Source organism: Georgenia thermotolerans, assembly GCF_009193185.1.
Classification (GTDB): domain Bacteria; phylum Actinomycetota; class Actinomycetes; order Actinomycetales; family Actinomycetaceae; genus Georgenia; species Georgenia thermotolerans.
Genome location: NZ_VUKF01000010.1, coordinates 77,644 through 90,854, shown reverse-complemented (window position 1 = coordinate 90,854; position 13,211 = coordinate 77,644). Strand labels below are relative to the sequence as shown.

Below are 13,211 nucleotides of genomic sequence, written 5' to 3'. Positions count from 1 at the left end.
CCCACTTGACGCCTCGCGCCCAACTTGACGCCTCGCTCCCAACTTGACGTCTCGGTACCAACTTGACGTCTCGCGGGAGGGCCGGAGGGGTCAGAGGCGCGGCTCGCCCCGCGGCGGGGCGGCCTCCAGCCAGCTCACCAGGCCCGCGAAGGCCTCACGCACCATCGCCAGCTCGAGCTGCTCGCCCCCGCACGCCACGCGCGCCTCGATCACATGTCCCGCCCCGGCGCGCACCCGCCGCTCGAGCACGACGAGCCCGTCGCGCGAGAACGAGCGCGACGGGCGCAGCCGCAGGGACACCAGCCGGTACCAGTCGATCCGGCCCGCGCCGTAGCAGGCGATGCCGCTGGTCCAGTCCTTCGCGCCGGTCCGGCGCAGGGCGCACTCGAAGGAGCCCACCCGGTTGGCGATGCGCCGCACGCGCACCGCGAACGCGACCACCAGGGCCGCGAGCAGGACGAGGGCGAGAACCGCGAGCATTCCCCACGTGGTTCCCGCCCCCGTCAACGGCGCTCCTACTCCCCCAGGCCACCGAGCAGCGCGGTGTCCTCCGCGCTCTCGAGCACGACCGTGACGTTGTCGCGGTCCACGGAGACGAAGCCCTCGGTGACGTCGACCGTCACGAGCTCGCCCTCCGTCGGGGTGATGCGCACCGTGCCCTGGCGCAGCACGGCGAGCACGGGCTCACGCCCGGTGAGGATTCCCAGCTCGCCGTTCGCGGCGGGCACCACGACGCTCGTCGCCTCGCCCGTCCACACCGCGGCGCGCGTGGACACAACCTCTACCTTCATCGCCACCGTCGGGGCCTCCTTCGCTTCCGGCGCCCGCTCAGCGCAGCTCGGACTGGATCTTGTGCCAGTTGCGCTCGAGGTCCTCGATGCCGCCGATGTTGAAGAACGCCTGCTCCGGCACGTGGTCGTAGTCGCCGTTGGCGATGCGCTTGAACGCCTCGACGGTCTCGGACACGGGCACGGTGGAGCCCTCGACACCGGTGAACTTCACCGCGGTGTAGGTGTTCTGCGAGAGGTACTGCTCGATCCGCCGGGCGCGGGCCACGGTGATCTTGTCCTCCTCGGAGAGCTCGTCGACGCCGAGGATGGCGATGATGTCCTGCAGCTCCTTGTTCTTCTGCAGGATCGACTTCACCCGGGTGGCCACGTCGTAGTGCTCCTGGCCCACGTACTGCGGGTCGAGGATGCGCGAGGTCGAGGCCAGCGGGTCCACCGCCGGGTACAGGCCGCGCGAGGCGATGTCACGGGAGAGCTCCGTGGTCGCGTCGAGGTGGGCGAACGTCGTCGCCGGGGCCGGGTCGGTGTAGTCGTCGGCCGGCACGTAGATGGCCTGCAGGGACGTGATGGAGTGCCCGCGGGTGGAGGTGATGCGCTCCTGCAGCTGGCCCATCTCGTCTGCCAGGTTGGGCTGGTAGCCCACGGCGGAGGGCATACGGCCCAGCAGCGTGGAGACCTCCGAGCCGGCCTGGGTGAAGCGGAAGATGTTGTCGATGAAGAGCAGCACCTCCTGCTTCTGCACGTCGCGGAAGTACTCGGCCATGGTCAGCGCCGACAGGGCCACGCGCAGACGCACGCCCGGCGGCTCGTCCATCTGACCGAAGACGAGGGCGGTCTTGTCGAAGACGCCCGCGTCCTCCATCTCCATGATGAGGTCGTTGCCCTCACGGGTGCGCTCGCCGACGCCGGCGAACACGGACACACCGCCGTGGTCCTGGGCGACGCGCTGGATCATCTCCTGGATGAGGACCGTCTTGCCCACGCCGGCGCCGCCGAACAGGCCGATCTTGCCGCCCTGGACGTACGGGGTGAGCAGGTCGATGACCTTGATGCCCGTCTCGAACATCTGGGTGCGCGACTCGAGCTGGTCGAAGGCCGGCGGCTCGCGGTGGATCGGCCAGCGCTCGGTGATCTCGAGCTGCTCGCCCGGCTGAAGGTTGAGGACGTCGCCGGTCACGTTGAACACGTGGCCCTTGGTGACGTCGCCGACCGGCACGGAGATCGGGGCGCCGGTGTCGCGCACCTCCTGGCCGCGCACCAGGCCGTCGGTCGGCTTCAGCGCGATGGCGCGCACGAGGTTGTCACCCAGGTGCTGGGCCACCTCGAGGGTCATCGTCACGGGGCCGCTGGCCTCGCCGTCGCCCTGCGCCGCGAGGTTCACCTCGGTGGTCAGCGCGTTGTACATCTCGGGGATGGCGTCCGGCGGGAACTCGATGTCCACGACGGGCCCGGTGACGCGGGAGATCCGGCCGACGCCGGCTGCGCCCTGCTTCGGCGCTTCGGTGGATGTGGCAGTCATTGTCCTTGTTCCTTCACTTGTCCCGGGCGGCGGGGTGGGGGTCAGCGGCTCGACGCCAGCGCGTCGGCCCCGGAGACGATCTCGGTGATCTCGGAGGTGATGTCCGCCTGGCGCGCGGTGTTCGCCAGCCGGGTGTAGTCACGGATGAGGTTCTCGGCGTTGTCCGTGGCGGTGTGCATCGCCCGCTGCCGGGAGGCCAGCTCCGAGGCCGCCGCCATGAGCAGCTCGCCGTAGATGCGCCGGCGCACGTACATCGGCAGCAGCGCGTCGAGCACCTCGTCGGCCGATGGCTCGAACTCGTACAGGGGCAGCGCCTCGCCCTCGGCGGACCCCTCCCCCTCGACGACCTCGATGGGCAGCATGCGCCGCACCTGCGGCACCTGGGTGACCATCGTCTCGAACCGGGTGTAGACCACGTGCAGCTCGCTGACGCCGCCCTCGGCCACCGGGGCCAGGTAGGCGCCGAGCAGCGCGTCGGCGATCTCCCGCGCCCGCTCGGGCTGGGGGTTGTCCGACCCCTCGGTCCACGAGCGGACGATCTCGCGGCCCCGGAACCGGAAGTAGCTCTCCCCGCGCCGGCCCGACACGTAGAGCGCCACCTCCTTGCCCTCGTCCTCGAGCCGCTCGATCAGCCGCTCGGTCTCGCGCAGGATCGTGGCCGAGTAGGCCCCGGCCATGCCGCGGTCGGACGTCACGGCGAAGACCGCGACCCGGTTGGTGTCCGTGCGGCCCGCGATGAGCGGGTGGTTGAGGTTCGCGTGCGCGGACACCGCGCCCACCGCCCGGATCAGCGCCCGGGTGTAGGCGTCGGTGCCCTGCGCCGCGTCGCGCGCCTTGCCGATGCGCGAGGCGGCGATGAGCTCCATGGCCCGGAAGACCTTCTTGAGCGTCTGCGTCGCCCGGATCTTCTGCTTGTAGACGCGCTGTGATCCCGCCATGCTCAGCCCCGCTTCGCGCTGACGATCTGCTCCTGCGCGTGCTCGGCCTCGACCTCGTCAGCCTCGACCGCCGGCTCGGCACCCAGCGGGTTGCCCTCGGAGTCGAGGAAGCCGCGGCGGAACTCCTCCACGGCGGCGCGCAGCGCCTCCTCGGTGGCGTCCTCGAGCTTGCCGGTCTCCCGGATGGTGGTGAGCACGTCGGAGTTGCGGCGCAGGTGGTCGAGCAGCTCGTTCTCGAAGCGGCCGACGTCCTTGACCTCGACGTCGTCGAGGTAGCCGTTGGTACCGGTCCAGATGGAGGCCACCTGGTCCTCGACCGCGTACGGGGTGTACTGCGGCTGCTTGAGCAGCTCCATGAGCCGCTCGCCGCGGGTGAGCTGCTGACGCGTGGTCGGGTCGAGGTCGGAGGCGAACATCGCGAACGCCGCCATCGACCGGTACTGCGCCAGGGTGATCTTCAGCGTGCCGGCGACCTTCTTCATCGCCTTGATCTGGGCGTCACCACCGACGCGGGACACCGAGATGCCGACGTCGACGGCGGGACGCTGGTTGGCGTTGAACAGGTCCGACTGCAGGAAGATCTGCCCGTCGGTGATGGAGATGACGTTGGTCGGGATGTACGCCGAGACGTCGTTGGCCTTGGTCTCGATGAGCGGCAGGCCGGTCATCGAGCCCGCACCGAGCTCGTCGGAGAGCTTCGCGCAGCGCTCCAGCAGGCGGGAGTGCAGGTAGAAGACGTCGCCCGGGTAGGCCTCGCGGCCCGGCGGACGGCGCAGCAGCAGGGACACGGCGCGGTAGGCCTCGGCCTGCTTGGACAGGTCGTCGAAGACGATGAGGACGTGCTTGCCCTGGTACATCCAGTGCTGGCCGATGGCCGAGCCGGTGTAGGGGGCCATGTACTTGAAGCCCGCCGGGTCGGACGCCGGGGCCGCGACGATGGTCGTGTACTCCAGCGCGCCGGCCGCCTCCAGGGCCCCGCGCACGGCGGCGATGGTCGAGCCCTTCTGGCCGACCGCCACGTAGATGCAGCGGACCTGCTTGGTCGGGTCGCCGGACTCCCAGTTGGCCTTCTGGTTGAGGATGGTGTCGATCGCGATGGCGGTCTTGCCGGTCTGGCGGTCGCCGATGATGAGCTGACGCTGGCCGCGCCCGATCGGGATCATCGAGTCGATGGCCTTGAGGCCGGTCTGCAGCGGCTCGTGCACGCTTTTGCGCATCATGACGCCGGGGGCCTGCAGCTCCAGGGCGCGGCGGCCCTCGATGCCGGTGATCTCGCCCAGGCCGTCGATGGGGTGGCCGAGCGGGTCGACGACGCGGCCGAGGTAGCCCTCGCCGACGGGCACGGAGAGCACCTCGCCGGTGCGGCGGACCTCCTGGCCCTCCTCGATGCCGGTGAACTCACCGAGGACGACGACGCCGATCTCGCGCACGTCGAGGTTCATCGCCAGGCCCAGGGTGCCGTCCTCGAAGCGCAGGAGCTCGTTGGCCATCACACCGGGCAGGCCCTCCACCTGGGCGATGCCGTCGGCCGCCAGAGTGACGTGACCGACCTCTTCGCTCGCCGCCTGGGTGGGCTCGTAGGAACTCACGAAGCTGTCCAGCGCAGCCCGGATCTCGTCGGGCCGGATCGTCAGCTCAGCCATTGGTCTTCCTTCACGTAGTGACCGCCGCGCGGTCGATGTCTCAGGTTCGGGGTGCGGGGTCAGCCCGCGAGCCGGCGCCGGGCGTCGGCGAGGCGGGTGGCCAGCGTGCCGTCGATGACGTCGTCGCCCACCTGCACCCGCACGCCACCGAGCAGCTCGGGGTCGAGGCCGACGTGCACCTGCACGTCCCGGCCGTAGTTGCGGCTCAGGATCGCCGAGAGCCGGTCGATCTGCTCCTGCGAGAGCGGGACCGCGGAGGTCACCGACGCCACCACGTGGGCCCGCCGGCGCGCGGCGAGCTCGGTGACGGTGCGCAGCGCGGTCGTGACCGAGCGGCGACGCAGCGACCGGGCGGCCCGCACGGCCAGCACGGAGGTCTCCGGGAAGACCTTGCCGTTGAGCACGGCCTCCATGAGGCCCGCGCGGCGCTCGGCCGGCAGGTTGCGGTCCTCGACGGCGTTGCGCAGGTCGCGCTCGTCGGCGAGCATCCGCACGAGGCGGTAGGCCTCGTCCTCGACGTCGGCGAGCCGACCTGCGGCCTGCGCCGCGGCGAGCACGGACTCCGTCGCGAGGGACTCCACCGCCTCCGCCAGGTCCCGGTCGTCGGACCAGCGCTCGCGCACCAGCCCGGCGACGAGGTCGACCACCTCGGGGTCGGCCTTCCCGCCGAGGACGGCGCCGGCCAGCCGGGCCTTGTCCTCGCCGCTGCGGGACGGCTCGGTCAGGGCCCGCCGCAGCGCACCGGAGCCGTCGAGGACGTCGACGACGCCGAAGAGCTGCTGGCCCAGGGCCAGGGCGCGCTCCCCCACCTCGCGCAGGACCGGCTCCCACCGCTCCTGCGCCCGCTCCAGGGCCGCCTCGCTGCTCGCACGCATCAGGCCTCCTGCACCTTCGCGTCCGCCGGGGCCTGCTGCGCCGTCTGGGCGTCGAGCTCGTCGAGGAAGCGGTCGATGACGCGGGACTGCAGCGCCCGGTCCGTCACCGACTCACCGACGATGCGCGAGGCCAGCTCGCTGGCGAGCATGCCGACGTCGGTGCGCAGGGAGATCTGCGCAGCCTGCCGGTCCGCCTCGATCTGCCGGGAGGCGTTGGCCGTGACCCGGTCGGCCTCGGCCTGGGCCTTGGCCCGGGCGTCGGCGACGATCTGCTTGCCCTCCTCCTGGGCGCGCTCCCGCACCTCGGCGGCCGCGCGGCGCGCGGCGCCGAGCTCGGCGGCGATCTGCTCCTCGGCCTGGGCGGCGGCCTGCTGGGCCTCCTCCGCCTGGGCGAGTCCGGCCTCGATCTTGGCGGCGCGCTCGTCGAGCATCGCGGTCAGTCGCGGCACGGCGTACTTCGTGAGGAAGAACGCGATGATGACGACGCACACCGCCGACCAGAGGATGTCGTAGCTGGCCGGAAGGAGGACGTTGTGCTCCTCCGCCGCAGCCAGCACCAGGTCGGTGGGAGTCATCAGAAGACGAAGCCGGCGGCCAGGCCGATGAGGGCGAGCGCCTCGATGAGGGCGATACCGATGAACATGTTCACGCGCAGCGGGCCGGCGAGCTCAGGCTGGCGAGCCAGGGACTCCTGCGTCTTGCCGACGAGGATGCCCATGCCGATGCCGGGGCCGATCGCCGCGAGACCGTAACCGACGGTGGCGATGCTTCCGATCATGTCTGAGGATTTCCTTCCGGTGGTGCGAACCGGGCCGGTCCCGGTACGTCAGGGTGGTGGCGAACCGTGCGGCCCGCCGGGGGTCAGTGAGCCTCGACGGACAGCTGGATGTACACCGCGGTGAGCAGGGCGAAGATGTACGCCTGCAGGAACGCGATGAAGAGCTCGAGGATCGTGAAGGCGAAGCCGGCGGCGAACGTCACCACGCCGACGACGGACAGCGCGCTCGCCATCTCGAAGAAGAAGAAGCTCGTGGCGGCGAAGCACAGGACGAGCAGCAGGTGCCCGGCGAGCATGTTCGCCATGAGACGGACCGTCAGCGTGAGGGGGCGCAGGATGAACGTCGAGAAGAACTCGATCGGCGTGAGCAGGATGTAGACCGGCCACGGCACGCCCGGGGGGAAGAGCTGCGACTTGAGGAAGCGCCCGCCGCCGTGGTGCGCCTTGATGCCGGCGGCGATGAAGGCGACGTAGGCGATGATCGCGAAGATCAGCGGCAGGCCGATCACCGAGGAACCCGCGATGTTGAGGAACGGGATGATGCCGGTGATGTTCATCGTGAGGACACCGAAGAAGATCACGATGAGCAGCGGGGCGTACTTGCGGCCCAGCTCCTTGCCCAGCGACTCCTCGGCGATGTTCGACCGCACGAAGTCGATCGCGAGCTCACCGAGCGACTGCCCGCGGGTGGGCACGAGGCGCGCGTTGCGGGACGCGAGCCAGAACAGCAGCACCAGCACCGCCGTCGCGATGATCCGCACCAGCGTGATGCGGTTGAACTCGAAGATCGTGCCCTCGAACAGGATCGGCGCCGGGAAGAAGTCGGCGAGGGAGGGACCGTGGAAGCTGGCTCCCTCGTCCGCGGCCATGACCTGGCCAGGGGCGGTGAGCGTCAGCAGACTTACGACAGACAGGACGTCCCCCTGTGGCTCGTTTCCGGCTCTCAATTCGGGTTCCCGCGCATGCGCGAATCACGTCGCGCACCCAGGGACTGCACAGAGCCTAACGCATGTTTACGCGGTCAAAGACCACGGCCCGGGCCGCGGACGGCCCTCGTGTCAGGCCTGGCCCTCCGACGGCGGGTGGGGCGGCTCGAACGTCGGCACGCGCGAGTGCAGCACGGCGCGGGCCTCGATGACGAAGGAGCCGATGATGGCCAGGACGAGGACGACGAAGAACGCCCCCGGCGAGTAGAAGTCCTTGCCGCGCACGAGCGCGAGGAGCACGAGCAGCAGGATGAGCTTGAGGATCCAGCCGCCCACGCCCGCGGCGCTGGCCACGTGCAGCGGCTTGTCGGCGGTGAGGAGCATCGTGGCGACGGTGCCGACCATGAAGAGCGCGGCGACGCCGGCGCCCATCAGGGCACCCCAGAGCCCGGGCTGGCCGGCCGCGAGGTAACCCACCACCCCGCCGCCCACGGCGAGGACCACGACGAGGAGGGTCAGCTGGCGCAGGATGCGCCGGAACATATCCCGGGTGGCGCCCGAGGTGTCGGGCGTCGGTCCGGGCGCGGCGGCGGGGCGGTCGGTCATCGGGGCTGGTCCTTCGCGGGGTGAGGGGCGGCGATGGCGGGCGCGCTGTGGCGGCCGCCGGCACGGGCCGTGCCGGCTGGAGAGGAGAGGGCGGGGCCGGTGGCGGCCTCGGGCCCGGGGGCGACGTCCGGATCCGCGGCGAGCTCCGGCTCGGCGGCAACGCCGGGCTCGGGGGCAACGCCGGGCTCGGCGGCGACGCCGGCCTCGGCGGCAACGCCGGGCTCGGCGGCGGCGTCGGGCTCGGCGGCGCGCTCATGGGCGGCGGCGACGTCTCGTCGTGGGGGCGCTCCGTCGACGTCGGCGGCCGCCCCCGCGGGCGCCACCGCGCCGCCCGGCGCCCCGGCGCCCGGAACGCCCGCGACGTCGGGCGCGGCGCCGTGCCGCAGCCCGGGGAGCTGGTTGTACGTCACCACCGCGGCGGCGACGATGGCGACGGCGGCCCCGACGGCGACCTGCAGCGGCGAGAACACGGCCAGCGCCACGGCGCTGAAGGCGAACACCGTGGTCCACAGGTACATGATCAGCACCGCGCGCCGGTGGCTGTGGCCCAGGGCCAGCAGCCGGTGGTGCAGGTGCATCCGGTCGGGGTGGAACGGCGAGTGCCCGGCGCGCACGCGGCGCAGCACGGCGAGGGTCATGTCCAGCAGCGGCAGCAGCAGCACCGCGACCGGAAGCAGGATCGGCACGTAGGCGGGCAGCACCTGACCGGTCGAGACGGCGGCCGGGTCGATCTGCCCGGTGACGACGATCGCGGCGGCCGCGACGACGAGGCCGAGCAGCATGGACCCGGAGTCGCCCATGAAGATGCGCGCCGGGTTGAAGTTGTGCGGCAGGAAGCCCAGGCACACCCCCACCAGGGCGGCGATGACCGCCGTCGCGAGGTTGGCGTAGTTGCCCGGCTGCGCCTCGCGGGTGAGCAGGTACGTGTAGAAGAAGAAGGCGCCGCCGCCGATGGCGATCATGCCGGCGGCCAGGCCGTCCAGGCCGTCGACGAAGTTGACCGCGTTGATGCACACGACGACGACGAGGATCGTCGCGAACAGCGACAGCCGGCTCGAACCGATCGTCAGCCCGAAGACCGGGAAGGTGATGAGCTGGACGCCCTGCCAGGCCATGAGCCCGGCAGCGAGGACCTGGCCGACGAGCTTCGTCATCCAGTCCAGGTCCCAGATGTCGTCGGCCACGCCGAGCAGGCACACCAGCGTCGCGCCGCCGAGGATCGCCCAGGCGGTGGAGGTGTCCCAGAAGACGGCGTGGAGGAAGGGCACCTGCGAGCCCACGATGAGCGCGGCGGCGAGGCCGCCCAGCATCGCCACCCCGCCCAGGCGCGCGGTGGGCACGGTGTGCACGTCGCGCGCCCGCACCGGGGTGAACGCGCGGGTCACGTGCGCGAGCCGCCGCACGATCGGCGTGAGGAGGAACGTCACGGCCGCCGCGGTCAGCATGACGAGCAGGTAGACCCTCACCTCGGGGCGTCACCCTCCCCGGTGGGCACCTCCGCGGCGGCGTCGTCCGCCGCGGGCCGGGATGCGCTCTCGCTCGCGGCCGGCTCGGCGGCGGACCCGCCCACGCCGTCACCGGAGGCGGCCTCGCCGTCGGCGGCCGGCTGCTCGGCGGCCTCGTCCTCGGCGAGCTCGGGGGCGACCGCGGCCAGCTCGGCGCGCGAGAGCGCCCCCTGGCGCAGGATGGTCAGCCGCTCCGCCGTCGCGTCGACGATGGTGGACGCCACGCCCCCGCCGGCATGGCCGGCGTCGAGGTAGACGGCCACCTTGTCGCCGAAGTAGGCCACGGCCTGCGCGGCGGTGGTCGCCGACGGCTGCCCGGACAGGTTCGCGCTGGAGACGGCCAGCGGGCCGGTGCGCCGCAGCAGCGCCAGGGCGGTCTCGTCCGCCGGCATGCGCAGCGCCACGGTGCCGTCGGTGTCGCCCAGGTCCCAGGCGAGCGAGGGCTGCGCGAGGCAGATGATCGTCAGCGGGCCGGGCCAGAACGCCTTGACGAGGTCGCGGACCACGCCCGGGACCTCGGTGGCCAGCCCGTCGAGCGTCTCGGGGCTGCCGACCAGCACCGGCGGCGGCATCTGCCGCCCGCGGCCCTTGGTCGCCAGCAGCGCGGCGACGGCGCGGGGGTCGAACGCATCGGCGGCGATGCCGTACACGGTGTCGGTGGGGATGACGGCGAGCGCCCCGCGCCCCAGGGCGTTGACGGCCTCGTCGAGGCCTGCGCTGCGTTCCTCCGGGTTCTGGCAGTCGTACACACTCACGCGGGTGAGTCTTTCACGCGCGCCGGACCGACGTGACATCCTGCCCCCCGTGCCGTCCGCCCGCTCCCGCCCTCCCGCGCGCCGGGCGTGGGCCCTCGCCGCGGGTGCGGCGCTCGTCGTGCAGGTGCTCGTGCTCTACGCGCCCCACGCCCCCTCGGCCGCCACCGCGGTGCCCGGGGCGGACAAGCTCGCCCACCTGGCCGTCTTCGCCGCCGTGACGTTCACCGCACTGCGCGCCGGGCTCTTCCCCGCACTCGTCGTCGGCTTCGGCGTCGCGCACGCCGTGGTCAGCGAGGTGGTCCAGCACACGCTGCTGCCGGGCCGCTCCGGGGACCCGCTCGACGCGGTCGCGGACGTCCTCGGCGTCCTCGCCGGCGTCGCGCTCGCCCGCGCCGTGGTGCGTCAGCGCCGGGCGACGACGTAGCGGTCGCGGCCGGTGAGGTCCTGGCCGGTGCGGACGTCCCCGAGGCCGGCGGCGGCGACCAGCGCGCGCACCGCCTCGGCCTGCACCTCGGCGTGCTCCATGACGAAGGTGCCGCCGGGGCGCAGCAGCCGCGCGGCGGTGCGCACGACGGCGCGCGGGACCTCCAGCCCGTCGGGCCCGCCGCCGTAGAGGGCGAGGTCGGGGTCGTGGTCGCGGACCTCCTGCTCGCGCGGCACGGCGTCGGGCGGGATGTAGGGCGGGTTGGAGACGACGACGTCGACGGCGCCGTCGAGGTCGGGCAGCGCGGTGGCCGCGTCGCCCAGCACCAGGTCGACCGCCGGGGCGAGGGCGTCGACGTTGCGGCGCGCGACGGCCAGCGCGTCCGGGGAGATCTCGACGGCGTGCACGCGGGCGCCCGGCACCTCGGTCGCGACGGCCAGGGCGATCGCGCCCGACCCGGTGCACAGGTCGACGACGACGGGCGTGCCGCCCCCGGCGGCGAGGGCCGCGGCGGCCTCGACAGCGACGCCGGCGACGACCTCGGTCTCCGGGCGCACGACGAACGCGCCGGGCGCGGCGGACAGGACGAGGTGGCGGAAGGGCATCTGGCCGGTGATGTGCTGGAGGGGCTCGCGGCGCCGGCGCCGGTCGACCAGCTCGGCGTAGCGGGTCTGCAGCCCCACCCCCAGGTCGGCGAAGGTGCTCGCGGCCGGGACGAGGAAGAGGGATCGGCCGAGGACGTGCTCGGCCAGCAGGCGGGCGTCGACGTCGGCGGAGGGCACGCCGGCCTCGGCGAGCAGGAGCGCCGCCCCGGCGACCGCCTGGCGCACGGTCACCTCGGGGCGCCAGGCGGCGCCGTCGTCGGCCACGTCAGTCCCGGTGGGCCGCGGCGGCGAGGCGCTCGGCCTCGTCCATCTCCACGGCGGAGGCGATGACCGGACCGAGGTCGCCGTCGAGGACGTGGTCGAGGTTGTAGGCCTTGTACCCGGTGCGGTGGTCGGCGATGCGGTTCTCGGGGAAGTTGTAGGTGCGGATGCGCTCGGAGCGGTCGACGGTGCGCACCTGGGAGCGGCGCTGCTCGGAGGCGGCGGCCGCGGCTTCCTCCTGCCGGGCGGCGAGCAGCCGGGCGCGCAGCACCCGCAGGGCCTGCTCGCGGTTCTGCAGCTGGGACTTCTCGTTCTGCATCGAGACGACGATGCCGGTGGGCAGGTGGGTGATGCGCACCGCGGAGTCGGTGGTGTTGACGCTCTGCCCGCCCGGGCCGGAGGAGCGGTAGACGTCGATGCGCAGGTCGTTGGGGTCGATCTCGACCTCGCCGGGGTCGTCGACCTCGGGCAGGACGAGCACGCCGGCCGCGGAGGTGTGGATGCGGCCCTGGGACTCGGTCACCGGCACCCGCTGGACCCGGTGCACGCCGCCCTCGTACTTCAGGTGCGCCCACACGCCGTCGGCGGGGTCCTGCGGGACGCCCCGGGTCTTGATGGCGACGGAGACGTCCTTGTACCCGCCCAGGTCGGACTCGGTGGCGTCGAGGATCTGGGTGGTCCAGCCCTGCCGCTCGGCGTAGCGCAGGTACATCCGCAGCAGGTCCCCGGCGAAGAGGGCCGACTCCTCGCCGCCCTCCCCCGCCTTGACCTCGAGGATGACGTCGCGGGCGTCGTCGGGGTCGGTGGGGACGAGGACCTTGTGGAGGTGCTCGGCAGCCTCGGCGGCGGCGGCCTCGAGGGCAGGGAGCTCCTCGGCGAAGGACGCGTCGGCCTCGGCGAGCTCGCGGCCGGCGGCGAGGTCGCCGTCGGCCTGCTGCCAGGCGTGGTGGGCGCGGACGATGCGGCCGAGCTCGGCGTAGCGCCGGCCCAGCTGGCGGGCCCGGCCGGGGTCGGCGTGCACGGCGGGGTCGGCCATGGCCTGCTCGATCTCGGCGTGCTCGGCCAGCAGCGGCTCGATGCCCATGTCCTCGCTCAACGCTCTCCCCTTCTCTCGGACCGGATACGACAGCGCCGGCGGGAGCCGCGGACCGAAGGGTCCGTCGACGTCACCGCCGGCGCTGAGGAACGGCTAGGCCTGCTTGGCCGCCTTCTTGCCGTAACGGGCCTCGAAGCGGGCGACGCGGCCACCGGTGTCGAGGATCTTCTGCTTGCCCGTGTAGAACGGGTGGCAGGCGCTGCACACGTCGGCGCGGATCTCGCCGCTCGTCGCGGCGCTGCGGGTGGTGAAGGTGTTCCCGCAGGTGCACGTCACGGTGGTGGTGACGTACTCGGGGTGGATGCCCTGCTTCATGATTCTCCTAGGTTCGTGGATGCCCCGGGTCGTGCGCGGCACGCACGTGAACCGGAAGCCGACGAGACATTCTGCCAGACGCGATCGCGCCCGGTCACACCGAGCGGCGCCGCTGTGAGCGACGCCACCCCGCGCAGGTGGCGAGACGTCACCTTGCGCGCGAGACGTCAACTTGTG

At 72.7% G+C, this 13,211-nt stretch carries 15 protein-coding genes and 1 pseudogene; 1 reads left to right on the top strand and 15 read right to left on the bottom strand.

All coding sequences use genetic code 11. The annotated features are described in order from the left end of the window. Positions 1–90: 90 nt before the first annotated feature. The 12 genes and pseudogenes from GD970_RS06680 to GD970_RS06625 form a co-directional block, all read right to left on the bottom strand. Positions 91–480, bottom strand: a complete 390-nt coding sequence (locus tag GD970_RS06680) for a DUF2550 family protein (RefSeq protein WP_152202113.1) — start codon at positions 478–480, stop codon at positions 91–93. A gap of 35 nt (positions 481–515) precedes the next feature. Further along, a complete protein-coding gene (locus GD970_RS06675; RefSeq protein ID WP_226925203.1) occupies positions 516–791 on the bottom strand; it encodes a F0F1 ATP synthase subunit epsilon in 276 nt (91 codons plus the stop codon). Positions 792–828: 37 nt separating this feature from the next. Further along, positions 829–2,307 carry a F0F1 ATP synthase subunit beta gene (gene atpD, locus GD970_RS06670; protein ID WP_152202111.1) on the bottom strand — a complete coding sequence of 493 codons (1,479 nt, stop codon included), beginning with the start codon at positions 2,305–2,307 and terminating at the stop codon, positions 829–831. A 41-nt stretch (positions 2,308–2,348) separates the two neighbouring features. Further along, on the bottom strand, positions 2,349–3,245 hold the full coding sequence (locus tag GD970_RS06665) for a F0F1 ATP synthase subunit gamma (RefSeq protein ID WP_152202110.1): 897 nt from the start codon (positions 3,243–3,245) through the stop codon (positions 2,349–2,351). 2 nt (positions 3,246–3,247) lie between these two features. Further along, complete coding sequence (gene atpA, locus GD970_RS06660) at positions 3,248–4,888, bottom strand: F0F1 ATP synthase subunit alpha (protein WP_152202109.1); 1,641 nt, start codon at positions 4,886–4,888, stop codon at positions 3,248–3,250. Between the two features lie 59 nt (positions 4,889–4,947). Continuing rightward, positions 4,948–5,763, bottom strand: coding sequence for a F0F1 ATP synthase subunit delta (locus GD970_RS06655; RefSeq protein WP_152202108.1), 816 nt, complete (start codon positions 5,761–5,763; stop codon positions 4,948–4,950). Next, positions 5,763–6,338, bottom strand: coding sequence for a F0F1 ATP synthase subunit B (locus GD970_RS06650; RefSeq protein WP_152202107.1), 576 nt, complete (start codon positions 6,336–6,338; stop codon positions 5,763–5,765). Before GD970_RS06650 ends, GD970_RS06655 begins: the two co-directional genes overlap by 1 nt. Next, positions 6,338–6,541, bottom strand: a complete 204-nt coding sequence (gene atpE / locus GD970_RS06645; RefSeq protein ID WP_152202106.1) for a F0F1 ATP synthase subunit C — start codon at positions 6,539–6,541, stop codon at positions 6,338–6,340. The genes GD970_RS06650 and atpE overlap by 1 nt, the downstream gene beginning before the upstream one ends. A gap of 83 nt (positions 6,542–6,624) precedes the next feature. Further along, positions 6,625–7,410, bottom strand: a complete 786-nt coding sequence (atpB, locus tag GD970_RS06640; RefSeq protein WP_152202105.1) for a F0F1 ATP synthase subunit A — start codon at positions 7,408–7,410, stop codon at positions 6,625–6,627. Between the two features lie 189 nt (positions 7,411–7,599). Continuing rightward, on the bottom strand, positions 7,600–8,073 hold the full coding sequence (locus tag GD970_RS06635; protein ID WP_152202104.1) for a hypothetical protein: 474 nt from the start codon (positions 8,071–8,073) through the stop codon (positions 7,600–7,602). Between the two features lie 281 nt (positions 8,074–8,354). Beyond that, positions 8,355–9,539: pseudogene (locus GD970_RS06630) on the bottom strand (MraY family glycosyltransferase); the annotation flags it as partial. Continuing rightward, positions 9,536–10,333, bottom strand: a complete 798-nt coding sequence (locus GD970_RS06625) for an L-threonylcarbamoyladenylate synthase (protein ID WP_405002564.1) — start codon at positions 10,331–10,333, stop codon at positions 9,536–9,538. The pseudogene GD970_RS06630 and the gene GD970_RS06625, both read right to left, overlap by 4 nt. A gap of 4 nt (positions 10,334–10,337) precedes the next feature. Here GD970_RS06625 and GD970_RS06620 point away from each other — a divergent pair, with 4 nt between their 5' ends. Beyond that, complete coding sequence (locus GD970_RS06620; RefSeq protein WP_226925198.1) at positions 10,338–10,757, top strand: VanZ family protein; 420 nt, start codon at positions 10,338–10,340, stop codon at positions 10,755–10,757. Here the strand turns inward: GD970_RS06620 and prmC are convergent. The 3 genes from prmC to rpmE all read right to left on the bottom strand — a co-directional run bounded on the left by prmC (position 10,736) and on the right by rpmE (position 13,034). Further along, entirely contained in the window at positions 10,736–11,626 is an 891-nt protein-coding gene (prmC, locus tag GD970_RS06615) for a peptide chain release factor N(5)-glutamine methyltransferase (protein WP_152202100.1), read from the bottom strand. The two genes, GD970_RS06620 and prmC, sit on opposite strands and share 22 nt — an antisense overlap. Before the next feature lies 1 nt (position 11,627). After that, positions 11,628–12,707 carry a peptide chain release factor 1 gene (gene prfA / locus GD970_RS06610; protein ID WP_152202132.1) on the bottom strand — a complete coding sequence of 360 codons (1,080 nt, stop codon included), beginning with the start codon at positions 12,705–12,707 and terminating at the stop codon, positions 11,628–11,630. A 105-nt stretch (positions 12,708–12,812) separates the two neighbouring features. Continuing rightward, positions 12,813–13,034, bottom strand: a complete 222-nt coding sequence (rpmE, locus tag GD970_RS06605; protein WP_152202099.1) for a 50S ribosomal protein L31 — start codon at positions 13,032–13,034, stop codon at positions 12,813–12,815. Between the last annotated feature and the right edge of the window lie 177 nt (positions 13,035–13,211).